This window comes from Acinetobacter gyllenbergii, assembly GCF_001682515.1.
GTDB classification, from domain to species: Bacteria; Pseudomonadota; Gammaproteobacteria; order Pseudomonadales; family Moraxellaceae; genus Acinetobacter; species Acinetobacter gyllenbergii.
In genome coordinates this window covers 1-25307 of record NZ_KV575266.1, presented here as the reverse complement: position 1 = coordinate 25307, position 25307 = coordinate 1, and the positions used below count along the sequence as shown (strand labels likewise).

General features: G+C 42.4%; 21 protein-coding genes, 1 tRNA gene and 1 pseudogene. 6 read left to right on the top strand and 17 right to left on the bottom strand.

The genetic code is table 11. The annotated features are described in order from the left end of the window. Positions 1–298: 298 nt before the first annotated feature. The 3 genes from NG55_RS14210 to NG55_RS14200 all read left to right on the top strand — a co-directional run bounded on the left by NG55_RS14210 (position 299) and on the right by NG55_RS14200 (position 4079). Complete coding sequence (locus NG55_RS14210) at positions 299–1720, top strand: hypothetical protein (protein WP_065343621.1); 1422 nt, start codon at positions 299–301, stop codon at positions 1718–1720. A gap of 208 nt (positions 1721–1928) precedes the next feature. Beyond that, the gene (locus NG55_RS14205) at positions 1929–3062 is read left to right on the top strand and encodes a hypothetical protein (RefSeq protein WP_065343620.1); all 1134 of its coding nucleotides are present in this window, start codon (positions 1929–1931) and stop codon (positions 3060–3062) included. Positions 3063–3194: 132 nt separating this feature from the next. Next, on the top strand, positions 3195–4079 hold the full coding sequence (locus NG55_RS14200; protein WP_065343619.1) for a selenocysteine synthase: 885 nt from the start codon (positions 3195–3197) through the stop codon (positions 4077–4079). Positions 4080–4163: 84 nt separating this feature from the next. On the opposite strand, the gene htpG is transcribed toward NG55_RS14200, so the two are convergent. From htpG to NG55_RS14175, 5 genes are all read right to left on the bottom strand, one after another. After that, entirely contained in the window at positions 4164–6083 is a 1920-nt protein-coding gene (htpG, locus tag NG55_RS14195) for a molecular chaperone HtpG (protein WP_065343618.1), read from the bottom strand. Between the two features lie 113 nt (positions 6084–6196). Beyond that, positions 6197–6547 carry a lysozyme inhibitor LprI family protein gene (locus NG55_RS14190; protein ID WP_065343617.1) on the bottom strand — a complete coding sequence of 117 codons (351 nt, stop codon included), beginning with the start codon at positions 6545–6547 and terminating at the stop codon, positions 6197–6199. A gap of 136 nt (positions 6548–6683) precedes the next feature. Then, positions 6684–7268 (bottom strand): OmpW/AlkL family protein, encoded by a 585-nt coding sequence (locus tag NG55_RS14185; RefSeq protein WP_016542300.1) that lies wholly within the window; start codon positions 7266–7268, stop codon positions 6684–6686. A 416-nt stretch (positions 7269–7684) separates the two neighbouring features. Beyond that, entirely contained in the window at positions 7685–9106 is a 1422-nt protein-coding gene (locus NG55_RS14180) for a Na+/H+ antiporter family protein (protein WP_016542299.1), read from the bottom strand. 121 nt (positions 9107–9227) lie between these two features. Then, entirely contained in the window at positions 9228–10103 is an 876-nt protein-coding gene (locus NG55_RS14175) for an alpha/beta fold hydrolase (protein WP_065343616.1), read from the bottom strand. Positions 10104–10216: 113 nt separating this feature from the next. On the opposite strand from NG55_RS14175, the gene NG55_RS14170 reads away from it, so the two are divergent. After that, positions 10217–10702 (top strand): DUF4442 domain-containing protein, encoded by a 486-nt coding sequence (locus tag NG55_RS14170; RefSeq protein ID WP_065343711.1) that lies wholly within the window; start codon positions 10217–10219, stop codon positions 10700–10702. Positions 10703–10766: 64 nt separating this feature from the next. Here NG55_RS14170 and NG55_RS14165 read toward each other — a convergent pair whose 3' ends face one another. Next, positions 10767–11126: a hypothetical protein gene (locus NG55_RS14165; RefSeq protein ID WP_016542296.1), complete on the bottom strand. Its 360-nt coding sequence runs from the start codon at positions 11124–11126 to the stop codon at positions 10767–10769. A 251-nt stretch (positions 11127–11377) separates the two neighbouring features. Between NG55_RS14165 and NG55_RS21470 the strand changes: the two are divergent. Beyond that, a pseudogene (locus NG55_RS21470) lies at positions 11378–11431 on the top strand (lipoprotein); the annotation flags it as partial. Between the two features lie 57 nt (positions 11432–11488). After that, positions 11489–11782, top strand: a complete 294-nt coding sequence (locus tag NG55_RS14160) for a hypothetical protein (RefSeq protein ID WP_228704188.1) — start codon at positions 11489–11491, stop codon at positions 11780–11782. Between the two features lie 145 nt (positions 11783–11927). Here the strand turns inward: NG55_RS14160 and NG55_RS14155 are convergent, their stop codons facing one another. From NG55_RS14155 to NG55_RS14105, 11 genes are all read right to left on the bottom strand, one after another. Beyond that, the gene (locus NG55_RS14155) at positions 11928–12293 is read right to left on the bottom strand and encodes a hypothetical protein (RefSeq protein WP_016542295.1); all 366 of its coding nucleotides are present in this window, start codon (positions 12291–12293) and stop codon (positions 11928–11930) included. Between the two features lie 164 nt (positions 12294–12457). Further along, positions 12458–16651, bottom strand: a complete 4194-nt coding sequence (rpoC, locus tag NG55_RS14150; protein ID WP_023270930.1) for a DNA-directed RNA polymerase subunit beta' — start codon at positions 16649–16651, stop codon at positions 12458–12460. A 140-nt stretch (positions 16652–16791) separates the two neighbouring features. Next, positions 16792–20880 carry a DNA-directed RNA polymerase subunit beta gene (rpoB, locus tag NG55_RS14145; RefSeq protein WP_016660496.1) on the bottom strand — a complete coding sequence of 1363 codons (4089 nt, stop codon included), beginning with the start codon at positions 20878–20880 and terminating at the stop codon, positions 16792–16794. Between the two features lie 309 nt (positions 20881–21189). Beyond that, positions 21190–21558 (bottom strand): 50S ribosomal protein L7/L12, encoded by a 369-nt coding sequence (gene rplL / locus NG55_RS14140; protein ID WP_004656287.1) that lies wholly within the window; start codon positions 21556–21558, stop codon positions 21190–21192. A gap of 42 nt (positions 21559–21600) precedes the next feature. Beyond that, entirely contained in the window at positions 21601–22107 is a 507-nt protein-coding gene (gene rplJ / locus NG55_RS14135; protein WP_016542291.1) for a 50S ribosomal protein L10, read from the bottom strand. A gap of 312 nt (positions 22108–22419) precedes the next feature. Further along, entirely contained in the window at positions 22420–23115 is a 696-nt protein-coding gene (gene rplA / locus NG55_RS14130; RefSeq protein WP_004656290.1) for a 50S ribosomal protein L1, read from the bottom strand. Between the two features lie 3 nt (positions 23116–23118). Further along, positions 23119–23547, bottom strand: a complete 429-nt coding sequence (rplK, locus tag NG55_RS14125) for a 50S ribosomal protein L11 (RefSeq protein WP_004637639.1) — start codon at positions 23545–23547, stop codon at positions 23119–23121. A gap of 112 nt (positions 23548–23659) precedes the next feature. Then, positions 23660–24193, bottom strand: a complete 534-nt coding sequence (gene nusG / locus NG55_RS14120; protein WP_004656291.1) for a transcription termination/antitermination protein NusG — start codon at positions 24191–24193, stop codon at positions 23660–23662. A gap of 7 nt (positions 24194–24200) precedes the next feature. After that, complete coding sequence (secE, locus tag NG55_RS14115) at positions 24201–24641, bottom strand: preprotein translocase subunit SecE (RefSeq protein WP_016542290.1); 441 nt, start codon at positions 24639–24641, stop codon at positions 24201–24203. A 76-nt stretch (positions 24642–24717) separates the two neighbouring features. Then, a tRNA-Trp gene (locus tag NG55_RS14110) sits at positions 24718–24793 on the bottom strand. A 54-nt stretch (positions 24794–24847) separates the two neighbouring features. Further along, positions 24848–25307: EF-Tu C-terminal domain-related protein (locus tag NG55_RS14105; RefSeq protein ID WP_081408964.1), on the bottom strand; the 460-nt coding region annotated here is incomplete at its 5' end.

Below are 25307 nucleotides of genomic sequence, written 5' to 3'. Positions count from 1 at the left end.
TTTTCAAAGACAAACCGAGATATATATCTCGATTTAGAATACTTAAATGAGATTTTTTACTAACTTGACCACTATAGATTTTGCCTCTTTTTCTTCTATAATCGTCATAAAGTGACAATCTTTTGTGATCAAAATACCTCGTATAAATGCAGTGTATGCAGCGCAAAACAGTAACAGTCACATGGATAAAACAGCATACTTTATCGACTATAACTGATTACAACGTGTGAGAACTGCTGCCACTTTTTCGGATTCATGATTTAAAACAGGCTCTCGCCTATCTCTAAGGAAACAATTGATGGACGTATTAGAGAAAGCACTCTTGGTTGATGAGCTTAAAACGCTTGTTGACGGGCTGAATGATGACAAAACATCACTTTTTGAAATTGCCAAATCAAAACAACGTATCAAAGATATTTGCGCATCTTGCGACGATCCGACCTTTCAAGATCAATTGATGCCATTTAAAGAATTTATTTTGAATGAAGAGTTTTCTGCCACAGACTTAGCCGACTATGGTTATGCCATGACCTACCGCGGCACCTATAATTTTATGGGCCGTGTCGAAAATGCCTTGTTTGCTTCAGCCGATATGGGCTGGGCTGCATTACGTCAGGGCCAGCATTGGCAGGTCTGGGTGATTCGCCCTGCGCTCTCCTTCCTAAAAAGCCCTTGGTTCAGTTCATCACAAGATGCATTGCGCTGGTTACAAAAGCATGCTCAGGATTATGTGAAAACTGATGATGTGCTACACAACCTGATTCCAGTTTTAGAGCCTATTCAGGCAGAAGATACTGAGAAAAATTCGAGCTTAGACAGCCGATCAATCATACAGCAACAGACTGCTAACTTTCAGTCGCAGCTAGATGCCATTATTCAAGAAAAAATTCAGCCCGCGACAGTAACAACTGCATCTCAGGCCACTCCGCGTGTAAAACCTGGTTTTAGACAAAACCTGAGTCCTGCTGCAAATCTCAACAAGGCCAAACCCTTGGCTTTGAATGATTTTAGTTTAGATGGTCTGCTCTGTCGCTTGGAACGGATCGATGCACGAACCTTTCCATCCCTATATCGAGTCGATCTACACGACGAGATTGATCAAAATATTAAAATTGATTGGCTCTATCTCAAAGCCGAGAACGAAGCACAACCCCTGTGGGGATCAGCACAGATTTTTATTGCTGAGCAACTCTATGCCCAAGGTCAATTTTCCCATTATGTGGTGCTGGTTGGAACACATAGCGTTGAATATGCGACCACCATTTTACAAGCCTACACCGATCAGCGTCATACCCGAACCAGTTCCATTCATCAAACCAGCTGGAATAACTTTAAGCAACACTATCACCTACATGAGCACTTGTTTAATGAATGTATCATGAATGGCACCTTAGTCTGGCAGCGGGATCAACGTGTCTATCCCTACATCCCCGCATCGTTTATCAACACCCAGAAATTTATTGCCTTTGATGAGACCTCTGCGACCTTTTTTACGCCTGTCATTTTACTCAGAGAACGTCAGAAAATCCGTGTCATTCATGGCCTTGAACGGGTCAAGCTATCCAGTGAAGATCAAGCCTATCCCTATCTATTACTCGACCGCACCGATGGATATACTTGGCAACTAATTCGACAAGTGATCAGCCGTTTACCACAACCAATTTCTGTGCACGATCTATATCAGGCTTTAGAAAACAGCGCCGCGCCTGAGTCCATATAACAACCCGAAAAAGTAAATTTTCTGGACACTTTAACTCAAGGACGAGTGATTTGCTCCCGATCAATCTGCTGCATAACAGATAACGCTAAACCCTTATGATCACTCTATTTTTTTTACACAGTTAAATTGCTGCTTTTTGTTTCTGATGCTTGATTTTATTCCCCTAATCATCAAAAGTTAACATAAGAACAATATATAAGTCTTTATTATGAATAATTTACAGCAAATGGTGCCATCGCGTATCTTTTTTGCTTTGCTAACGTTGTCAATTGGCTCTTTAAGTGTTGCAAATGCAGAAACCAATGCCCAAAATCAGCAAACAAAAAATGTACCAAACTCAACAGCAGCAAATAACACTGAAAATGCCTTAGACTATATTCCACGTTGGGTCGATGCTGCACCCACGATCTTTCCTGGGCAATCTGACCAATCTAATGTGCCACCCACCACCGAAACTGAAAACAAAACTTGGGCGGATAAAAAGCAGCGCAGTATTCGTGAGTGGGCTGACCGAACTTCAATCAAAATTGATGACTGGTTTGGTGATGTTGATCCAGACAAACCAGCCTCTGCCACCATTCGGGTCATGCTGGATAATTCCTGGAATGAATATGATAACTTCAAGGTTAAACCTCGTATTCGCGGTAAAATTAAACTACCCACGTTAGAAAGAAAAGTCAGTGTGGTGTTTGGTGACGACTCCCTTGATGATGAGTTTAAGAACAACGTCGCCAATACCAATAATCAACCCAATCAAGACCCCGATAAAAAATTCGACTCCAAACAAACCCGCGACAGTAACGGCTCTTTGGCCTTACGTTGGTCAGACTTTTCTAAAAAACTCCCTTTCGAGACTGATGCTGACTTAGGTATTCGTTCAGGCAGTGATATTTATGCCCGCTTAAGAGCAGAAAAACATTGGGACTTGCGTAATGACTTCCGCTTTAATGCAGAACAAATCTATCGCTATGGCAGCAAAAGTGAAAATTATTTAAGAACCAATTTAGAATTGATTCATGCACGCCCGAATCAACCTTTTTTATCAAACCAATTCAGCCTGACCTATGCCGATAAGCAGGATGATGATCTATGGTGGGATAACCGTCTTTTCCGCCAACATCAGTTCTTTGCCCATAACAACTTCAACTATGGTATTTATACGGGTGGCTACTATAACAATAACCAACTGCGCTTAAATAACTGGGGGCCCTTCGTGTCGTGGCGGCAACCTCTGTGGCGTGAATGGTTCTATGTACAAGGTGATCTTAGCTATCTTAATGATCATCGCGAAAACCGTGATCATTTCATCAGTACTTTTGTTCGGTTAGAAACCTTATTCTAGTGCTAAATGGATGCACAAAATGCCCAATCAAAATCTAGATTGGGCATTTTTATTTTAAAAATGAAGTACAGTAAATAAATGCTTAAGCTAAAACTGTTAAACTAATTTTCTTTTATTTTTCTTCGCTTTAACATGGATCAACGATACGCTGCACTTGTGTATTTATTGATTGTAGGTCATCTCTGTCTAGGTGAGCTACTCAGTCCTTTTTTCCCTATGTTCTTGCCTTTAAACAGGCATTTGGTACGTACGCCAGTGCAATTCTCCAATCCACATCTTCTACAACGACAGGGGGCAAAAATAAGGGCTTGTAATCTTCCATTAGAAACATCTATTGATCCACGCAGTGATATAGAACTGAGTCAGGAGTTAATGGCTGTTTTTGGTGATGATTCCCTGTGGCAACGTGCCCAACTCACACAAACAAGCCAAAAACTAGGCAAAATCACGAAGCAACACTCACATAAACACCTCAGCATGCCCAACCCTGTTAGCGCCAGTTGGAGCACCATCTCAAGTTGGTTACCCTTTAACAATGATCTGGACTTAGGTTCTAACTCCAATACCGACATCTATGTGCAGTTCCTTGCCAAGAAGCAATGGAACCTACATTCAGGACTGGATCTCGATACGGCACAAATCTTTCGTTATGGTTCCACCAGTAAGAATTATGCAGAAACCAATTTCAATTTAACCCAGAAATTTCAACAACAAGCGCTGTTCTCGACCCAATTCAACCTGTCTAAGACCCAAGATGAAGACTACACTTGGCGTAATCGTACCTTCCAGAAATTGCATTTACTCTCCAAAGACAATCTCAGCTATGGCATCATCAGTGAGGGTGATTATGAAAATAAAGAACTTCGGGTGAATCAATGGGGGCCCTATTTCTCCTGGAAACGTCCGATTTGGCGTAATTGGTTATATATGCAAAACGATCTGAATTATTTAAATATTCCTGCAGATAAACAGGACAATCATTTCAGCTATCAAATGAGCTTTGAAGCTCACTTCTGATGAAAATAACCACACAACTGTGGATAAGTTTTAAGTTATCCATAAAAAAACCTCTGCCGAAGCAGAGGCTTTTGATCAAAGCACTTATTTCAATAACAAACTATTAATTCGTTTTACATAGGCCGCAGGATCTTCAGGTAAGCCACCTTCTGCAATCACTGCTTGATCAAAGATCACATTGGCCAAATCATCGAACTGCGCTGAGTTCTCTAATTTTTTCACCAAAGGATGCTCTGGGTTAATTTCCAAAGTGGGCTTAATTTCAGGTACTGCCTGACCTGCCTGTTTCAACATACGAATCAGTTGTGGCGAAAGTTCCCCTTCGCTGGTCACTAAACATGCAGGAGAATCCACCAAGCGCGTAGTCACACGCACTTCTTTGGTTTTATCTTTTAACGATGTGCTTAAACGATCAACCACTGGTTTAAACTGTTCTGCGGCTTGTTCTAAAGCTTTTTTCTCTTCTGCATCTTGCAGATCACCTAGGTCAACTGCACCTTTAGACACATTCTGCAGCGGCGTTCCATCGAACTCAAATACAAAGTTCATGGCCCACTCATCCACACGGTCTGCCATGAGCAGGACTTCAATGCCTTTTTTCTTGAATACTTCAAGTTGTGGCGAGTTTTTCGCAGCACTTAAACTATCTGCAGTCACATAATAAATGGCTTTCTGGCCTTCTTTCATGCGTGCTTTATAGTCCGCAAAAGAAGTACTGATCTCATCATTATTTGAAGTCGCATAGCGTAATAATTTGAGAATACGTTCACGGTTACCTGTGTCTTCACCTAATCCTTCTTTAAGGACTGAACCAAATTCAGTATAGAAGGTTTTGAATTTTTCTTGGTCCTTCTCATCGTCCGATTTGGCCAAGCCATCAATTAAAGTCAATACACGGCGTGCATTACCTTCACGAATAGTTTTTACATCACGGCTTTCTTGGAGTAACTCACGACTGACATTCAACGGCAAATCAGCACTGTCTACTACGCCTTGAACAAAACGTAAATAGTTTGGAATCAGGTTATCTGCTTCATCCAAGATAAATACACGTTTCACATACAGCTTAATACCCGCCTTAGCTTCACGGGTAAATAGATCCTGTTTGGCCTGACTTGGGATATACAACAACTGCGTATATTCGGTACTGCCTTCTACGCGGTTATGCGCCCAAGCCAAAGGCTCAGCAAAGTCATGACTCAGATTTTTATAGAATTCGATGTATTGCTCATCGGTGATTTCGTTCTTGCTGCGTGTCCATAATGCACTCGCAGAGTTAATCGCTTCCCACTCATCGGTCTTGACCATTTGACCGCCTTTAGGTTCTTCACCTTCAGCGACCTCCTCCTCTTGCCATACTTCTTTTTGCATTTCGATTGGCAAGCTGATGTGGTCAGAATACTTATTGATGATTTGTTTAACTTTCCACGACTCTAAATAATCCAGTGCATCATCACGTAAATGCAAAATGATATCTGTACCACGGGTGGCTTTATCAATGCTTTGCACTTCGAACTCGCCTGTTCCACCACTAATCCAGCGTACACCCTCTGCTGCGTCCAAACCTGCACGGCGTGATTCCACCGTAATTTTGTCAGCAACAATAAAACCTGAATAGAAACCCACACCAAACTGACCAATCAACTGGGCATCTGATTTTTGGTCACCTGTCAGTTTAGACATAAAGTCTTTGGTACCTGATTTTGCAATGGTCCCTAAGTTATCAATGGCTTCTTGCTGGCTCAGACCTATCCCGTTATCAGAAATGGTTAAGGTTTTATGGTCTTTATCTAAAGTGACGCGGACACGTAAGTCTGGATCATTTTCATAATATTCAGGGTGATTAATCCCTTCAAAACGTAGCTTATCGCAAGCATCCGATGCATTTGAAATCAATTCACGTAAGAAAATTTCAGGATTTGAATATAGCGAGTGCGTCACTAAATGTAATAACTGAGCAACTTCTGCTTGGAAACTATAATTCTGGGTCACTTGTTCACTCATAAATCACTCCTTATCTGTGCTTATCTCTTTGGAATGATTTATGAATGGTGCATATCTTGAAATTTTCAATCCTTGGGATTTATTTTTCAGTTAAAAATCGCACAAAAAAACAATTAGAACGGTCCTTGACTCAAAACTCGAGTTTGTAAAAGCTGATCGAGTTGCTGTTGTCTCTGTGCATAAGCACGACGAAGACATGGGGTATTGGCGCCACAAGAATTACGCTGTTTCAACCACTGGAACTGCTGGTCCTTTTCTGCATCACGGCCACCCATCGGCAGAGCACGCAAAATAATTTGATAGGTGGTCGCGAGTTTAACATCGGCATCATTTAAGCCACGGTCATTACAAATCTGTTGCTCCGCCTTTAATTTTGCTGCCTTACAAGAGTAACTCGCTGCATGCACTTGAGATAGAAACAGCACGGGCATAGCTATGAGGATCAAGGCGACTAATTTTTTCATTATCAATGGCTCACTTTTATTCGTGATGATGTCTCAGCATACAAAACTCTCTGTGTAGCCGCTGTATCTGTTTTATATGGGAATTGCAAAAATAAAAAAGCCCCACAGGGTGAGGCTTTTTCAGTAGAGCTTCGGCTTAGAACTTGTAGCTATAACCTAAAGTATAGACCACTGGATTGAGATCTAAATCGAATTTAGTCCCATCCACCAATGTCACTTCTGGGCTAATGTCTGCATAACGGACATCAACATAAACACCCCAGTTTTTAGCATCCGCAGGCTGGAAGTTAAAGCCCAACTGACCTGCAAAACCAAAGTCTTCTTTCACATCTTTCGCTACACCTTTTTCATGCCAAGGAATGAAGGCAGTACCACCGATACCGATATAAGGGGTAAAACGTGTTGAATTTTTAAAGTTATATTTCGCGGTAATGGTCGGTGGCAAATGACGAACACTCGCAACTGACTCACCATTTAATAGCACATCATGTTTCACTGGTGTCGCCAATAAAATTTCAGCTGAGAATGGTGTTTCACCAAAGAAATATTCAACTGAAGGTGTAAATGCAAACTCATCATCGCCTTTGACCGTTGCTCCTGGAGCCAACGTTGTATCTGCAGTTGGATTAATGACACTCGCACCCACTTTAACTTGAAAGCCCCCTGCAAATGCAGTTGAAGACAACCCCAATAATGCAACAACCAATACTTTCTTTAACATTAAATTAACCTCTTTAACAATTTATGTTCTTGTTCAACATAATAAACACGGGTTTTTACATTATGCAATACTTATTAATTCCGACCTTTTAAATCTATTTTGTAATACCTTGAATATTAATAATATATAATTGTTAAAATATGTAATATTTATAAATTCAGACTATTTTAGTCTACTTAAATTACTATAAAACCTAGTATTTTTATCGGATTATCTATATTTAAGAACTCACTTAAAGTTTTTAAAAAAATTAAATTAAGCTGAATTTAAAAATATCATCACATAAAACTTAATATTAAAACCATATTATAAAATTAGATTAAAAAAGAGACAAAAAATGTCATTTAATGATATTTTTTATATTTTAACTCCCAAAAAATAATCAAAAAAAAATGGCTCTTAATGAGCCATTTTTATTATAAAATCATCGCTGCAATCCAGCCAAAAATAAGTAGCGGGATATTAAAATGTATAAAGGTCGGCACAACGGTATCCCAAATGTGATCATGTTGACCATCCACCCCCAAACCAGCCGTAGGTCCCAAGGTAGAATCCGAAGCTGGTGAACCAGCATCCCCTAGCGCCGCCGCAGTTCCGATGAGTGCAATCGTAGCTAAAGGAGAGAAACCAAATTGTACGCATAAAGGGACGTAAATTACAGCCAGTACAGGCACACTTGAGAATGATGAACCAATCCCAATCGTGACAAATAAGCCGATAAATAACATTAGAAATGCTGCAAGCGCATGGTTATCGCCAATGATATGCACCACGCCATTGACCAGATGGGTAATATCACCGGTATGCGTCATCACTGAGGCAAAACCTGCGGCAGAGATCATGATAAAGCCCACCAGAGCCATCATGCGCATACCTTGTACAAATACATCATCGGCATCTTGCCATTTAAAGATCCCTGATGCAGATAACACCGCAAAACCGACCAAACCACCGAGAATCATTGAACCCGAGTACAACTGCGCTACCAAGGTTAATGCAATCGCAAGTACTGCCATAAACATGGTTTTCTTCGAGATATACGGAACATTCTCTGCTTCTTGTTTCAGTTCTTCAGCATCGCTTTTCAAGTCATATTCTGCTTGTGAAGTGACTTTCAGTGGCTTGTCCAGATCAATCGTTTTGACTGGCGTAATCGAACGATCTACATAAATACGTGGCTTACGATAGCTAATAAATACGGCCACCAACGTACCAATCACCATCCCCAAGACAGGAATCGCCATGCCCAGTGGCATCATGCCGCGTTCCACATGCAAACCATAGGCTGCACCAATTTTGTTGATATTACCCATCAAAATCTGTTCAAGGAAGATCGCACCAAAGCCAACTGGCAGGAAAATATAGGTTCCCACCAAGCCGAGGGTCATGACACAGGCTGCCGCACGTCGATCTAGCTTTAAATGGTTCATGACTTTCAATAAAGGTGGAACCAGAACAGGAATAAAGGCAATATGCACGGGAATCAGGTTTTGAGAGAAAATGGCAGCAATCAGTAAAATGGTTAATAACAGATATTTCACCTTTTTTTGCTGATTTTTACCGGCTTCCATCCCCAACAAACCAATCAGTTTATGTGCAAGCAAATCAGGTAAACCAGACTTAGACAAGGCTAATGCAAAAGCACCTAATACCGCATAGGCCAGTGCCACTTCAGCACCATCCCCCAAGCCAGCATTAAATGCCTCTACCGTTTGAGAAAGACTTAAACCAGCGACCAAGCCCCCAATAATGGCGGAAATCACCAAAGTGAGAACAACAGAAACGCGTGCCAGTGATAGGATAAACATCACGGCAATCGCAATTACGACAGCATTCATGAATAAATTCAGGAGCAATAAAAAGGCGACATTCTAGCAGATTCATTATAACCTAGCTGAAAATATCGCCGAATTGTGCCGCATCTCAAGTGATTTTTAGCTTAATAAATCCACTAAAGCCTTAAGCAGCCTGACGTTGTACGAACTGACGGATCAGTTCAGCAATTTTTTCTGGCTGACTCAATACTGCCCAATGGTTGGCATCGAGTTCAACATATTCAAATTTTTCTACCCATTTTGGCATCGATTCAGTAATGTACTCTGGACTGACAAAAGCATCGCGTTTTAACACAATTGCCTGTACAGGGCATTGTGCATAACGTTGACGTGGTTGAGTCAATGACGGAATAAAATTGGCACGATACAGGTTAATCCCATATTTACCATCCGCCACAATATTGGCATTCAATGGCAAATCTTTCTTCTTCTCTAAACCACTTAAAATCTTGCCCCATTTTTCAGGACTAAAGAACGTCCATACCGTTGGTGCAACAAGCGGTAAATGGAATGCACCGATATACCAAGATTTGGTCAGCATCTTCAATACATTGCTTGGAGCCGATTTAAATTTTTCACGTAAATACAAAGATGCATGGTCTAAGCATGGTCCTGAAATAGTGGTATAAGACAATAAACGGCCTTTTAACTTAGGCTCAGTTGCAGATTCCCACGACTGCAAAGACCCCCAATCATGGGCTGCCATATGGAAATTACGGTTAGGTAAAACTTGATCCACCACTTCTTGCAAGTCTAATGATAAACGCGGCAAGCGGTAATCCTTAATACGCTTAGGAATCGAAGAAAGTCCTGCTCCGCGCACATCATAAGTCACCACGTAATAATCATTGACCAGTTTTTCAATGATCGGCTCCCAGACTTCCTGATTATCTGGATAGCCATGGACTAAAACCAAAGGCGTTTTCTGCTCATCTCCCCATGTTTTGACACACAGTGTTTGCTGATCCGATGTTGTGACTGTTTTGACTTGTGCTTGCATAATTTTTTCCCATTTTGTTTTCTATCGACTGTTCATAAAACAGCCATTGCCAGCGATGCAATAAAAATGATACTTATGAAGTATGAATAGAGTTGCAAGAAAAAAAATTGACCATGAAAGACTTTTTCAAAAAAATTCGCACCATTCCTGCGATTTCCAAATTTATGCTGAATCACTATTCCCCTTATCGTGGTGCAGGAATCACAATTGAAACCATCGATCTGGATGATTATTACATTCGTGTCAAAATGCCCCTGACTCGACGTAATCGTAATTTGGTGGGAACGCATTTTGGCGGTAGCCTATATTCAATGGTTGATCCCTTTTATATGCTGATTTTGATCCATCATTTGGGGCATAAATATATTGTTTGGGACAAAAGTGCCACGATTAACTTTCTTTCCCCTGGTCGTAACACCGTTTATGCCGAGATCAGGCTGAATGCGGATGAAATCACTGAAATTAAAAAACTGGCAGAAAATCATGAACCAGTTTTAAGACATTACAGCTTGAATATTGTGGATGATGCAGGAACGCGCATCGCTGAAGTTGAAAAGGTACTGTATATCCGTCGCAAAAAACCTAAAGCCAGTTCTTAAAAACTTATTTCAATAAAAATGCCTGCAATCAATTACAGGCATTCTTGAATCAGATCTTAAGAAATTATCGTTTCTTCTCTTGAATGGCTGCACCAGCACCACCGCCAATTGCACCACCGATTGCAGCGCCTGAGTCACCACCAAAGATGGCTTTCCCGACAACTGAGCCAATACCTGCACCCACTGCGCTGCTTGTGGTTGAACTACTATTTCCACCTTTAGCATTGGCACCGACACCAGCACCTGCTGCTGCACCAACACCAGCACCGAGGCCACCACCGACATGGTTACCAACACCACCGCCCACAGCACCACCCAGTGCTGCGGCACCGATACGTTGATCAGATGCACTCATATTTTGACAGCCCGTAAACATCACTGCCGATAACAGCAAAGTGGAAACTAAACCGATTGTTTTTTTCATGACTATACTCACTACTCTTATGTTCTAACAAAAGCATAGTCTTCTTTTATGCGGAATTTGATCACATTGTGTTATCACAATGTCCTAATCGATTGATATTTTGTAAAGGGTATTTTTTTAGGGTAACAACATAAAAAAGTAATAAGGAATTCTAGAATTTCCCATTTAGATAAATCTTCATGATTTCTTTGTTTATTTTTCTCATAAGCAGTCTGTTAATATTTTTAGTCACGATAAACCAAGGATAATTTATGAAAAAGATAATTTTTCTTTTTGTATTTATCTCATTTCTGTCGGGCTGTGCCGGTTCTCCAGTTGGAAACCTTATAACAAATCAACGTAATGAAACAATGCGAGATCGCATGCAATCATGGGTAGGTGCATCATCTGATGAGCTGATTACCTCATGGGGACCACCCTCTAATCAATCCAAATTATCGAATGGGTCTCATCTTATCGTCTATGAATCCTCATGGGATACGTATAGGAAAGGCGGCACTTACAGCTTCTATACCAATTATTGTGTACAAAAGTTTTTAATAGAGCGGAATATCGTAAGTAAATGGGGATTATCGGGTGGATGTAAACGTTATCCAAAAAATCCTAAGCTACTCCCTACGACTACGGCGATACCAGAACCAACTTTAGCTGAATAAAAATCGTCATTTATAAGTTTAGCAATAAAGCTTTTCTCAGCGGTATTTTTTACTGAGAAAAGCCCATTTATATAATGAGATGATACAGATACTAATCATCAGATAGCGTCCCTGACTTTAGTTTTGAATCAAACTCATAAGCAGCTTAGTACTTGCCTTTTTTCTCGCCATAAGCGGAACCAGCACTACCACCCAGCGCGCCACCTACTGCAGCACCTGAGTCTCCACCCAATACGGCACCACCAATCACCGCACCTAAACCAGCACCGATTGCACTGTTTCTGGTATTTTTACTATTCGAGCCTTTGGCATTCGCAGCAACACCAGCACCAAGTGCAGCACCTAGACCTGCACCTAAATTACCGCCGACATGCTTACCGACAGCACCACCTGCACCACCACCAATCGCAGCAGCACCAATACGCTTACTTTCTGGACTCGCATTTTGGCAACCGACAAATAGCGTGCTAGACATTAAAGCAACACCTGCAACCATCATCATTTTTTTCATTAGAACTCTTCCTCTCCTAAGATGTGCATAGGATAGTATTGTTTAATGAACTGTTTACTTTGATTAAGTAATCAAATACTGAAGCTCTAATGTGTTTTTGTAACAACTGCTTCATTTTTCCACAAAAAAAGGCACCCGAAGGTGCCTTTTCTATTCGCTAGAACTTAGAACTGGTCTGAGTTCAACGCTTGACTAAATGCTTGGTCAACTTCACTGAAATCGTTATGAAGTTCAAATTCAGCAGCTTCTGCTTCTTGGCGACGACGCTCCAAGTGGTAAGCAAGACCTGTACCGGCTGGGATCAAGCGACCTACAACAACGTTTTCTTTCAAGCCACGTAAATCATCTTCTTTACCTGTTACAGCCGCTTCAGTTAACACACGTGTGGTTTCCTGGAACGATGCCGCAGAGATGAACGAGTCAGTAGAAAGCGATGCTTTGGTAATACCCATCAATTGACGTTCAAACTTCGCAGGGAACTTGTTCTGAGCCAAGACAGCTTGGTTCTCTTGAACAACGCGGATGTAATCCACTTGCTCACCTTTGATGAAGCTTGTGTCACCGCCATCAGTGATATCAACTTTACGCAACATTTGACGTACAACAACTTCAATGTGCTTATCGTTGATTTTTACACCTTGGAGACGGTAAACGTCTTGAACTTCGTTCACGATATAGTTAGTTAACGCAACTTCGCCTTTCAAACGTAAGATGTCATGTGGGTTTTGTGGACCATCAGAAATCGTCTCACCACGGTTCACATGCTCACCTTCGAACACGTTGATTTGACGCCATTTTGGAATCAATTCTTCGTAAATCTCAGAACCGTCATCTGGACTGATCACTAAACGGTTCTTACCTTTGGTCTCTTTACCAAAGCTAACAACACCTGATACTTCTGCAAGAATCGCATGTTCTTTCGGCTTACGTGCTTCGAACAAGTCAGCTACACGCGGAAGACCACCGGTAATATCACGAGTACGTGAAGTTTCTTGTGGTACACGACCAATGACGTCACCCACACCAATCGTTTCGCCATCACGGACTGTCACAATTGTGTTTTGTGGCAAGAAGTAGAACTGTTCGCCGCCATCGGTTGTATCCAACACGATTGCAGGACGTAAATCTTTACCAGAAGCAGGACGCGCTGTTACAGGCAAGATTTCAACAGTGGTCATACCTGTTGCATCATCAGTTTTTGATGTTGCAGTTACGCCATCAGCGATCTGACTGAAACGCGCTTTACCAGCAACTTCTGTAACCAATGGATGTGTATGTGGATCCCAAGTCGCTACGATACCGCCAGCTTCTACAGCTTCACCATCTTTCAACAAGATGCTTGCACCATAAGGAAGTTTATAACGCTCACGCTCACGACCTAAGTCATCCGCAATACCAATTTCACCAGAACGTGAAACAGACACCAAGTGACCTTTAGCATGTTGTACAGTTTTCACGTTGTGGAAACGTACAGTACCTTTGTTACGGACTTGAACACTGTTTGCAGCAGACGTTCGGCTCGCAGCACCACCGACGTGGAAGGTACGCATTGTTAACTGTGTACCTGGTTCACCAATTGACTGTGCAGCCATTACACCAACAGATTCACCTGGGTTCACCAAGTGACCGCGTGCAAGGTCACGACCGTAACAACGCGCACACACACCGAATGTAGATTCACATGCGATAACTGAACGTACTTTAACTTCATCGACACCCGCTTCTTCAAGCTGAGCAGCGATTTTCTCGTCAATTAAGGTACCACGTGGAAGAACCACTTCATCATCAGATGCACGACGTACATCTTCAGCAGTTACACGACCCAATACGCGATCGCGTAATGGTTCGATTACGTCACCACCTTGAATGAATGGAGTCATCACCAAGCCGCCAGCTGTACCACAGTCAGATTCAGTAATGACTAAATCTTGTGCTACGTCTACAAGACGACGTGTCAAGTAACCCGAGTTCGCAGTTTTCAATGCGGTATCGGCCAAACCTTTACGCGCACCGTGTGTCGAGATGAAGTACTGAAGTACCGTCAAACCTTCACGGAAGTTCGCTTTAATTGGGGTCTCAATGATCGAGCCATCCGGCTTCGCCATCAAACCACGCATACCCGCAAGCTGACGAATCTGCGCCGCACTACCACGGGCACCCGAGTCAGACATCATGTAAATCGAGTTGAATGATTTCTGCTTCTCGTCTTCACCTTGTTTGTTTTTCACAAGGGTATAAGACAAGTTGTCCATCATCGCTTTCGCAACTTGGTCGTTGGTACGCGCCCAAATATCGACAACTTTGTTATAACGTTCGCCCGCAGTTACGAAACCTTGCTCAAACTGTTGTTCGATTTCACGAACTTCGGTTTCAGCTTTATCGATAATCGTATGCTTAGTTGGTGGAATCAACATGTCTTCCATACCAACAGATACACCTGAACGCGTCGCTTGACGGAAGCCCAAATACATCAATTGGTCAGCGAAGATAACCGTATCTTTCAAACCAAGTTTACGGTAGCAAGAGTTGATTAACTTCGAGATGTTTTTCTTGGTCATCTCAAGGTTGATCGATTCAAAGCTTAAACCTTGTGGAACAACTTCCCACAACAAGCAGCGACCTGGTGTTGTATCAACAATAATGGTTTGCTTTTCGCGTTGACCATTTTCATCAATCACTGTTTGGTGTACACGTACTTTCACGCGTGCATGAATTGCAACTTTACCCGTTGCTAAAGCACGGTTAACTTCGTGAGTATCTGCAAACACCATGCCTTCACCTTTGGCATTTACCGCATCACGCGTGATGTAGTAAAGACCCAAGACCACGTCCTGAGAAGGAACGATGATTGGCTCACCGTTTGCAGGTGACAAGATGTTGTTGGTCGACATCATCAACGCACGCGCTTCAAGCTGTGCTTCCAATGTCAATGGAACGTGTACCGCCATTTGGTCACCATCGAAGTCGGCGTTAAACGCAGCACAGACGAGTGGGTGAAGACGGATCGCCTTACCTTCGATCAGAATAGGTTCAAATGCTTGAAGACCTAGACGGTGAAGTGTTGGCGCACGGTTCAACATCACTGGATGTTGACGAATCACAGAAGCAAGAACGTCCCAAACTTCCGGCGTCTCGCGCTCAACCATTTTCTTCGCAGCTTTAATGGTTGTTGCTTGGCCAGAGGCTTGTAGTTTCGCGAAAATGAATGGCTTGAACAATTCAAGTGCCATTTTCTTCGGAAGACCACATTGGTGAAGACGTAAAGTAGGACCAACGGTAATAACCGAACGACCAGAATAGTCAACACGCTTACCGAGCAAGTTTTGACGGAAACGACCTTGTTTACCTTTGATCATATCTGCCAAAGATTTCAATGGACGTTTGTTCGAACCTGTAATCGCACGACCACGACGACCGTTATCAAGCAACGCATCAACAGACTCTTGTAACATACGTTTTTCGTTACGTACGATGATGTCTGGCGCAGCAAGGTCAAGAAGACGCTTCAAACGGTTGTTACGGTTGATCACACGACGGTATAAATCGTTCAAGTCTGAAGTCGCGAAACGACCACCTTCAAGTGGTACAAGCGGACGTAAGTCTGGTGGAAGTACTGGCAGTACATTCATCACCATCCATTCAGGCTTGTTGTTCGAATCTTTGAAAGCTTCCATCAATTTCAAACGCTTAGACGCTTTTTTAAGTTTCGTCTCAGAGGTTGTTTGTGGAATTTCTTCACGTAAACGTGCAATCTCGGCTTCAAGATCGATATCTTTTAATAAATCCTGAACTGCTTCTGCACCCATTTTTGCAGTGAATTCATCACCGTGTTCTTCAAGCGCATTGTAGTATTCTTCGTCTGTTAAAAGCTGATACTTTTCAAACGGAGTCATACCAGGATCAGTAACAACATAAGATTCGAAATACAATACGCGCTCGATATCACGTAATGTCATATCAAGAAGTAAACCGATACGGCTCGGTAATGATTTCAAGAACCAGATGTGTGCAACTGGAGACGCAAGCTCGATGTGACCCATACGTTCACGACGAACTTTCGCAGTTGTTACTTCAACGCCACATTTTTCACAAATGACGCCTTTGTATTTCATACGCTTGTATTTACCACACAAGCATTCGTAATCTTTTACTGGACCAAAGATTTTGGCACAGAACAAACCGTCACGTTCAGGTTTAAAAGTACGGTAGTTAATGGTTTCAGGCTTTTTAACTTCACCGTGAGACCATGACTTAATCATCTCTGGTGACGCAAGACCAATACGGATACGGTCAAATTCAATAGGTGCATGACCTTCTGAATCCGTTTTCTTACGCATGATATCGAGCAAGTCTTTCAATTTTTTTCTCCGTGTGTCGAGGAGCTAAGCTCACCCGACTGGGTCACAAATATTGTTTTTACTGAAATTTGGGAATCTCGAATCCCCCTTTCAAGGGGGACCTCCCCCCTCTTTCTCAAAGAGGGGTTGGAGGAGATTTTTTAGTCACCATTTTTCAGTTCAATGTTGATACCTAAAGAACGGATCTCTTTGGTCAATACGTTGAACGATTCAGGCATACCCGGATCCATATAATGGTTACCATCTACAATGTTCTTATAGATGCGTGTACGGCCTTCGACGTCATCCGACTTCACAGTAAGCATTTCTTGGAGAGTATATGCTGCACCGTATGCTTCAAGTGCCCATACTTCCATCTCACCGAAACGCTGACCACCGAATTGTGCTTTACCACCAAGCGGCTGTTGAGTCACAAGTGAGTAAGAACCCGTTGAACGCGCATGCATCTTGTCATCAACCAAGTGGTTCAATTTGAGCATGTACATGTAACCTACAGTTACAGGACGGTCAAACTGTTCACCTGTACGTCCGTCAAACAATACTGTTTGACCCGTACGTGAGATGTCAGCAAGTTCAAGCAAGTCTTTGATCTGGCTTTCTTCAGCGCCATCAAATACAGGTGTTGCCAATGGAACACCAGCACGTAAGTTGCCTGAAAGTGCCAAGATTTCTGCGTCAGTCAAGCTATCAAGCTCTTCCTGCTCACCACCAACCTTGTTATAAATCTTGTCTAAGAAGTCACGTAGTTCTAACACTGTACGCTGTTCTTTCAACATTTTTTCGAGTTTGTCACCCAGACCTTTGGCCGCCATACCCAAGTGAGTCTCAAGAATCTGACCCACGTTCATACGTGACGGTACACCCAATGGGTTCAATACGATGTCGACTGGTACACCATTGGCATCATGCGGCATGTCTTCAACTGGTAAGATGTTAGATACAACACCCTTGTTACCGTGACGACCCGCCATCTTATCACCAGGCTGGATACGACGTTTAACAGCAAGGTAAACCTTAACAACTTTCAATACGCCCGTTGTTAATTCATCACCTGTAGAAAGTTTGCGTTTCTTCTCAGCAAACTTCTCGTCAATCTCGTAGCTCTTCTCTTTCAAGAATACTTGAATTTGAGTTAAACGCTCTGCGATTGCTTCATCAGTCGGTTGGATTTCTAGTAAATCAACCAGCTCTAAACCGGACAATACATCTTCAGAAAGCTTATCGCCACGTTTGGTTGAACCACCACCGTTAGACTCTTGACCTTTCAACAAACGAACAATACGTTCACGTGCTGCTTCTTCGAAGATTTTGTATTCTTCTTTCAAGTCTTTACGGTATGCATCCAGCTGAGCTTTCTCAATTGCTTGAGCACGTTCATCTTTTTCCAAACCATCACGAGTGAAGACTTGAACGTCAATCACCGTACCTTTAGTACCAGACGGAACACGTAAAGACGAGTCTTTTACGTCAGCCGCTTTTTCACCAAAGATTGCGCGAAGTAATTTTTCTTCAGGTGTTAACTGAGTTTCACCTTTAGGCGTTACCTTACCAACAAGGATGTCACCTGCAGTCACTTCAGCACCGATATAAACAATACCTGACTCATCCAATTTAGACAGTGCAGCTTCACCTACGTTAGGAATATCGGCAGTAATTTCTTCTGCGCCTAACTTGGTATCACGCGCTACACATGACAATTCTTGAATGTGAATCGACGTTAAACGGTCTTCTTGAAGAACACGTTCAGAAAGTAAGATCGAGTCTTCGTAGTTATAACCGTTCCATGTCATGAACGCGACGCGCATGTTTTGACCTAGCGCAAGTTCACCCATGTCAGTCGATGGACCATCAGCCAAGATATCACCACGAGCAACTTTGTCGCCCAAGTTCACGATGACATTTTGGTTAATACATGTATTTTGGTTTGAACGTGTATATTTGATCAGGTTATAGATATCTACACCTGCTTCACCCGCGATCATTTCATCTTCGTTGACACGAATCACGATACGAGATGCATCTACATATTCAATCGCACCACCACGGTCAGCGATCACACATACACCTGAGTCACGTGCTACGTTTGCTTCCATACCCGTACCAACAAGCGGCTTGTCAGCACGTAAGGTAGGAACAGCCTGACGTTGCATGTTTGAACCCATCAATGCACGGTTCGCATCATCGTGTTCAAGGAATGGAATCAATGACGCTGCGACAGATACAACCTGTTGCGCAGAAACATCCATATGGGTTACGCGCTCAGGCGACATACGAACGAAGTCACCTTGATGACGTACAGAAACCATTTCTTCAGTTAACGTACCATCTTTATCCACTGCAGAATCGGCCTGTGCAATGACAGTACCTACTTCTTCAATTGCAGATAAGTATTCAACTTCATCAGTTACACGACCATCAACAACTTTACGGTATGGTGTTTCCAAGAAACCGAAGTCATTCGCTTTTGCATAGACAGAAAGCGAGTTGATCAAACCAATGTTTGGACCTTCAGGCGTTTCAATTGGACAAACACGACCATAGTGAGTTTGATGTACGTCACGTACTTCGAAGCCTGCGCGTTCACGTGTCAAACCACCAGGACCAAGCGCAGATACACGACGTTTGTGTGTAATCTCAGACAATGGATTGTTTTGGTCCATGAACTGAGACAACTGGCTTGAACCAAAGAATTCTTTGATTGCAGCAGCAACTGGTTTTGCGTTGATTAAATCTTGTGGAGACAAGTTATCAGTTTCTGCTTGGCTTAAACGCTCTTTAACAGCACGTTCAACACGAACTAAACCAACACGGAATTGGTTTTCAGTCATTTCACCAACAGAACGTACACGACGGTTACCCAAGTGATCGATATCGTCGACTTCACCTTTACCGTTACGGATTTCAACCAATGTACGCAGTACATCGATGATATCTTCGTGCGACAAAATACCTTCAACTTCGCGTGACTTCTGATCCGTACCCACTTCGTAAGGACGACCCAAACGACGGTTGAACTTCATACGACCTACTGGAGAAAGGTCATAGCGCTCAGAAGAGAAGAACAAGTTGTTGAATAAGTTTTCAGCAGCTTCTTTTGTTGGCGGCTCGCCTGGACGCATTACTTTATAGATTTCAACAAGCGCTTCTTCACGGCCTGTAGTTGTATCTGCACGTAATGTATCTGCAACGAAAGAACCACGGTCAATGTCGTTAGTGAATAGGATGTTAAATTGTTTAACACCACCTTCTGCCAACTTCACCAAAGTTTCATGGCTAAGCACGGTATTTGCAGGAATCACATCACCGCTTTTTAGAGTGATATCTTCAGCTGTAATACGCTCATATAAATATTCATCAGGTACAGAAAGCTTCGCTAAGTTCGCAGCTTCCATTTGACGTACGTGACGTGCATTAATACGTTTACCTTGTTCAACGATCGCTTTACCATCGTTGTCCAAGATATCAAATTGCGCCATTTCACCACGTAAGCGGTCTGGAACGAGGTCAATCTGATAGCTACCCATATCAAGATATACAGGTACTTTTTCGTAGAACAAATTCAAGATTTGTTCATTGCTGTAATTCAAGGCACGTAGAACTACCGTTGCAAGCAACTTACGACGACGGTCAATACGTACAAAGACTAAATCTTTGGCATCAAATTCAAAATCTAACCATGAACCACGGTAAGGGATAATACGTGCTGAATACAACACTTTACCGCTTGAGTGGGTTTTACCCTTGTCATGGTCAAAGAATACGCCTGGTGAACGGTGTAATTGAGATACGATTACACGCTCAGTACCGTTAATAACGAAAGTACCGTTATCGGTCATGAGTGGCATTTCACCCATGTAGACTTCTTGTTCACGAACGTCTTTAATTGATTTCGTTTCACGATCTTTAATGATCAAACGAATTTTTACGCGCATTGGTGCTGCATAAGTTGAACCACGTAAAATACATTCACGTACGTCGAACTCAGGCTTACCAAGGCTATACTCAACAAATTCTAAAGCAGCATTGCCAGAATAACTTTCAATAGGAAAAACTGAACGAAATGCGGCTTGGAGACCGATATCTTCGCGATTTTTTGGAGTTTTACCGCCTTGTAAGAATGTACGGTACGAATCGACCTGAATCGAAAGTAAGTACGGTGCTTCCATTACGTGGGGCAATTTACCAAAATTCTTACGGATCCGTTTCTTTTCGGTATATGAGTATGCCATCTGGAGTCCTCGGAAAGTAAACTAAACCCGCCTGCAGAACGGGTCTAGAAGGAATGACGCAGGCCGATATGGCCACCACTGTTTACAAATGCTGCAATTTTTAGTGGTATTAAAACGCTTAACAATATTTTTATAAGCAAAAAAATATTGGTAAGCGTTTGATTTTGTGTTGTTTGTTTAAATAACGCGCATTTCACACACGAAACTAACAAAAAACGAGCCGATTATTGTAACGCAAAAAGGCTGATGACCCAAGAGCCATCAGCCATTTTTTGGAGCCGATTTTGAAAAAACCGACTCCCTACAGAATTACTTAAGTGTAACTGTAGCACCAGCTTCTTCAAGCTTCTTCTTAAGTTCTTCGCCTTCTTCTTTAGAAACGCCTTCTTTAAGAACTGCAGGAGCGCCTTCAACAAGATCTTTAGCTTCTTTAAGACCAAGGCCAGTAGCTTCACGAACTGCTTTAATTACAGCAACTTTGTTAGCACCGAAAGAAGTCAACTCTACGTTGAATTCAGTTTGTTCTTCAGCAGCAGCAGCAGCGCCTGGAGCAGCAGCTACAGCAACAGCAGCAGCAGATACGTTAAATTTCTCTTCGAAAGCAGAGATTAATTCAACAAGTTCAAGAACAGTTTTTTCAGCAACTGCGTTTAAGATTTCTTCGTTTGTTAAAGCCATGAGAATAACTCCAAATGGATATTGAATGGTGTGAAAGTAGGATTAAGCCGCTTCTGACTCGTTTTTCTCTTTGAGTGCCGTAATAAGGCGACCCAATTTCGAAATAGGAGCTTGAAGGACAGAGGCAAGCATCGTAAGCGCTTTTTCTTGGTTCGGAAGATTTGCAATTACACTAACTTCAGCACCTTGATAAACTTTGCCATCAAATGCAGCAGCTTTTAATTCAAAAGCTTTGTTAGCTTTCGCAAATTCTTCGAACAAGCGTGCAGCTGCACCCATGTCATCTTCAGAAGTTGAGAAACCGAGAATGGTTGGGCCAACAAGGTCGTCATTCAAGATATCAAATTGAGTACCTTCAAATGAACGCTTAGCTAAAGTATTACGCACGATACGTGTTGTAACACCTAGCTTACGAGCTTCAACACGAAGTTGTGTTAATTGCTCTACGCTTGAACCTTGATAGTTAGCCACAACAACAGAAAATGCTTTAGAAGCAACTTCGCTTACTTCAGCAACAATCTGTTTTTTGTCTTCGATAAGAAGAGCCATTGTAAAACCTCCTAACGGTGATTTATGCACCCAGATGGATGCACTCCCAATTCGTAAACCCTTTCAGGCTTACACGCGGAGGAGGAATAAATCACACCACCGCGTCTACTCAGACTGGATGATTAAGAAAAATATTCGAAAATATTTCTCGCCTGAGGTCTTTGACGCTGATAAATATTCATTTATCAATTCAAAGTTTGCCTAAAAACCCCTTCTCCCTCAGGGAGAAGGTAGGGATGAGGGTATAAAACCTCTCCCCAACCCTCTCCTATAAAGAGAGGGAGCTTTTCAGGGCTTTAAAATTCTTGCAAATTACTTAGAAACGTTGCTTACGTCAACGATCAAACCAGGACCCATAGTTGAGCTCAAAGTGATCTTTTTAACGTATACACCTTTAGAAGTTGCAGGCTTTAACTTTTTCAAGTCTGCAATTAAAGTTTCAACGTTTTGACGTACAGCTTCTTCGCTAAAGCCAAGTTGGCCGATCGCAGCGTGGATGATACCCGCTTTGTCTACACGGTAACGTGCTTGACCAGATTTAGCATTCTTAACCGCGTTAGCAACATCAGGAGTTACTGTACCCACTTTAGGGTTTGGCATTAAGCCACGTGGACCAAGAATCGTACCTAACTTACCAACAACGCGCATTGCATCAGGAGCAGCAATCACTACGTCGAAATCAAGGTTTCCACCTTGAATGCTTTCAGCAAGGTCATCAAAACCAACGATATCAGCACCAGCTGCTTTCGCAGCTTCTGCAGCAGCACCTTGAGCAAATACTGCAACACGTACAGTTTTACCAGTACCTGCAGGTAAAGTTGTAGCACCACGAACAACCTGATCAGATTTACGTGGATCTACGCCAAGGTTTACAGCGATATCTAAAGATTCTTTGAACTTCGCAGCTGGAAGGCTGTTAAGAACTTGTACTGCTTCTTCCAAAGTGTAAACTTTGTTTGCTTCTACAGCAGCAGCAATGGCTTTTTGACGTTTAGTTAACTTTGCCATGTCTTATAGCTCCACTTCCAAGCCCATAGAACGTGCAGAACCAGCAATGGTACGTACACGAGCGTCTAAATCAGCACCAGTTAAGTCTGGTTCTTTAGTAGTCGCGATTTCTTCTAATTGAGCACGAGTCAACTTACCAACTTTAGTTTTGTTAGGTACAGAAGAACCCTTTTGAATACCAGCAGCTTTCTTAAGAAGAATAGATGCAGGTGGAGTTTTCATGATGAAAGTGAACGACTTATCGTTGTACACAGTGATCACGACAGGAATTGGCAAACCAACTTCAAGTTTTTGTGTAGCAGCATTGAATTCTTTACAGAATGCCATGATGTTTACACCACGTTGACCTAAAGCAGGACCAATTGGTGGAGATGGATTTGCTTTACCAGCTGGAACTTGCAGCTTGATATAGCCGTCAATCTTCTTAGCCATTGAAAATTACCTCTGGGTACAGACGCCGTTAGGCTCCCCAAAAAATTAAACAACACCGAAGTGTTAGAACAACAATGCCCGATCAGATCGGGCGCTTATCAACCTACGCAGATTAAATCGTTTTTTCGACTTGGCGAAACTCGAGTTCAACCTGAGTTGGTCGATTAAATACATTAATCGTCAACGTTAAACGTGACTTATCGTATTGAACTTCCTCCACGACCCCTTTAAAGTCAGTGAACGGACCATCAATAACGAGCAATTCTTCACCAGGTTCAAACATCGTCTTAGGACGCGGTGCTTCACCTGTATTACGTACACGCGCAAGAATCGCATCAGCTTCACGTTGTGAGATTGGCGCTGGTTTTTCTGGTGTACCACCAATAAAACCAAGAACCTTTGGACACTCTTTAACAATGTGCCAAGTATCATCATTCATTTCCATTTCGACTAATACATAGCCAGGAAAGAATTTACGTTCAGACTTACGTTTCTTACCATCCTTCATTTCCACTACTTCTTCAGTAGGGACGAGGACTTCACCAAAACTATCAGCAACAGTGCTGCGCTGGATTCGGTCATTAAGTGAACGCATCACTTGTTTTTCAAAACCTGAATAGGCATGAATAATATACCAACGTTTCATCGCACTCTTACCCGATAATTAACTTAATAAACCAACCTAACCCGTAGTCAAAACACCATAAAACCAATGATGCAATGAGTACAACCAAAAGTACTTGCCACGATGTCGTGATCGTCTCTTGTTTTGTTGGCCAGGTCACTCGACGCAGTTCAATTCGCGCATCTTGCAACAAACGCACAAAGCCTTTGCCTTGATGGGTGGCGTATAATAAACCTAAAGCGACGACGACACAAGCCAAAATTACCCCAACGCGCACCCAAATATCATTTGCAGGTGCCCAATAGGCCGGTAAATGCTGATTTACCAATGCGGCGCCGATCAATAAAACGATAGCAATCAACCACAAGACAATATCAAGCGGAGAGCCAGAGTTTACAACTTCAGCGGCATTATTTCTTTGAGGGATTGGCGCGTCGCTTAATGCGTCACGCGATTTATCATTCGACATTTTTTTACTCGTCGTAGAATTCGCGACTTATTATATGACAACTCAGCCAGAATTAAGCTTTTTTATAAAAAAAAAGTGGCAGGCCAGGAGGGACTCGAACCCCCAACATTCGGTTTTGGAGACCGACGCTCTACCAATTGAACTACTAGCCTATTATGCAAATCGAAAGCCGAAGCTTCCGATTTGAGTGTAACACAGTCTTGGGCTTATGCAGTTACTTTAGCAACAACACCAGCACCTACAGTACGACCACCTTCACGGATCGCAAAACGTAGACCTGGGTCCATTGCGATCGGGTGGATTAACTCTACTGACATCTCAACGTTGTCACCAGGCATTACCATTTCTACGCCATCTTGTAATTTGATCGCGCCAGTTACGTCAGTTGTACGGAAGTAGAACTGTGGACGGTAACCGTTAAGGAATGGAGTATGACGACCACCCTCTTCTTTAGAAAGTACGTATACTTCTGCGTCGAATTTAGTGTGCGGCTTGATTGTACCTGGCTTAGCAAGTACTTGACCACGTTGTACGTCTTCACGCTTAGTACCACGAAGTAAGATACCACAGTTCTCGCCTGCACGACCTTCGTCAAGAAGTTTACGGAACATCTCAACGCCAGTTACAGTTGTCTTAACCGTATCTTTGATACCTACGATTTCAACT

What these genes read in the sequence shown, in the direction of transcription:
- NG55_RS14165 (WP_016542296.1), bottom strand. Translation starts at nt 11,126, where the DNA reads ATGAAAAAAACAATCGGTTTAGTTTCCACTTTGCTGTTATCGGCAGTG.
- secE (WP_016542290.1), bottom strand. Translation starts at nt 24,641, where the DNA reads ATGTCGAATGATAAATCGCGTGACGCATTAAGCGACGCGCCAATCCCT.
- htpG (WP_065343618.1), bottom strand. Translation starts at nt 6,083, where the DNA reads ATGAGTGAACAAGTGACCCAGAATTATAGTTTCCAAGCAGAAGTTGCT.
- rplK (WP_004637639.1), bottom strand. Translation starts at nt 23,547, where the DNA reads ATGGCTAAGAAGATTGACGGCTATATCAAGCTGCAAGTTCCAGCTGGT.
- NG55_RS14210 (WP_065343621.1), top strand. Translation starts at nt 299, where the DNA reads ATGGACGTATTAGAGAAAGCACTCTTGGTTGATGAGCTTAAAACGCTT.
- NG55_RS14160 (WP_228704188.1), top strand. Translation starts at nt 11,489, where the DNA reads ATGCAATCATGGGTAGGTGCATCATCTGATGAGCTGATTACCTCATGG.
- rplJ (WP_016542291.1), bottom strand. Translation starts at nt 22,107, where the DNA reads ATGGCTCTTCTTATCGAAGACAAAAAACAGATTGTTGCTGAAGTAAGC.
- NG55_RS14190 (WP_065343617.1), bottom strand. Translation starts at nt 6,547, where the DNA reads ATGAAAAAATTAGTCGCCTTGATCCTCATAGCTATGCCCGTGCTGTTT.
- rplL (WP_004656287.1), bottom strand. Translation starts at nt 21,558, where the DNA reads ATGGCTTTAACAAACGAAGAAATCTTAAACGCAGTTGCTGAAAAAACT.
- nusG (WP_004656291.1), bottom strand. Translation starts at nt 24,193, where the DNA reads ATGAAACGTTGGTATATTATTCATGCCTATTCAGGTTTTGAAAAACAA.
- NG55_RS14175 (WP_065343616.1), bottom strand. Translation starts at nt 10,103, where the DNA reads ATGCAAGCACAAGTCAAAACAGTCACAACATCGGATCAGCAAACACTG.
- NG55_RS14180 (WP_016542299.1), bottom strand. Translation starts at nt 9,106, where the DNA reads ATGAATGCTGTCGTAATTGCGATTGCCGTGATGTTTATCCTATCACTG.
- NG55_RS14200 (WP_065343619.1), top strand. Translation starts at nt 3,195, where the DNA reads ATGGATCAACGATACGCTGCACTTGTGTATTTATTGATTGTAGGTCAT.
- rplA (WP_004656290.1), bottom strand. Translation starts at nt 23,115, where the DNA reads ATGGCAAAGTTAACTAAACGTCAAAAAGCCATTGCTGCTGCTGTAGAA.
- NG55_RS14205 (WP_065343620.1), top strand. Translation starts at nt 1,929, where the DNA reads ATGAATAATTTACAGCAAATGGTGCCATCGCGTATCTTTTTTGCTTTG.
- NG55_RS14185 (WP_016542300.1), bottom strand. Translation starts at nt 7,268, where the DNA reads ATGTTAAAGAAAGTATTGGTTGTTGCATTATTGGGGTTGTCTTCAACT.
- NG55_RS14170 (WP_065343711.1), top strand. Translation starts at nt 10,217, where the DNA reads ATGAAAGACTTTTTCAAAAAAATTCGCACCATTCCTGCGATTTCCAAA.
- rpoB (WP_016660496.1), bottom strand. Translation starts at nt 20,880, where the DNA reads ATGGCATACTCATATACCGAAAAGAAACGGATCCGTAAGAATTTTGGT.
- NG55_RS14155 (WP_016542295.1), bottom strand. Translation starts at nt 12,293, where the DNA reads ATGAAAAAAATGATGATGGTTGCAGGTGTTGCTTTAATGTCTAGCACG.